This window comes from Dietzia sp. SLG310A2-38A2, assembly GCF_014145095.1.
Classification (GTDB): domain Bacteria; phylum Actinomycetota; class Actinomycetes; order Mycobacteriales; family Mycobacteriaceae; genus Dietzia.
This window is the reverse complement of record NZ_JAALDX010000551.1, coordinates 19,205-19,443: the sequence shown is the minus strand read 5'-3', so window position 1 is coordinate 19,443 and position 239 is coordinate 19,205. Positions and strand designations below refer to the sequence as shown.

Here is a 239-nt window from a genome sequence, read left to right as displayed (position 1 = left end):
AACAGCCCCGCCTGCGCGGGGACGACGTCCTGTTTGGCGGCGACTTCTCCGGTGCCCCGGGAACAGCCCCGCCTGCGCGGGGACGACCTGTCTGGTCACCCCCAGAGGGTCACCGATCTGGGAACAGCCCCGCCTGCGCGGGGACGACCACGCCCACCATGGCCGCCTCCAGCTGATCCCCGGAACAGCCCCGCCTGCGCGGGGACGACAGACCACAATCCAGCGTTGGGTACCCACGG

General features: G+C 72.0%; 1 CRISPR repeat array (cut by a window edge).

Going from position 1 to position 239, the window contains the following annotated elements:
• Position 1 precedes the first annotated feature (1 nt).
• A CRISPR array of direct repeats spans positions 2-239; the repeat unit is 25 nt; unit sequence ACAGCCCCGCCTGCGCGGGGACGAC (it continues 34 nt past the right edge of the window).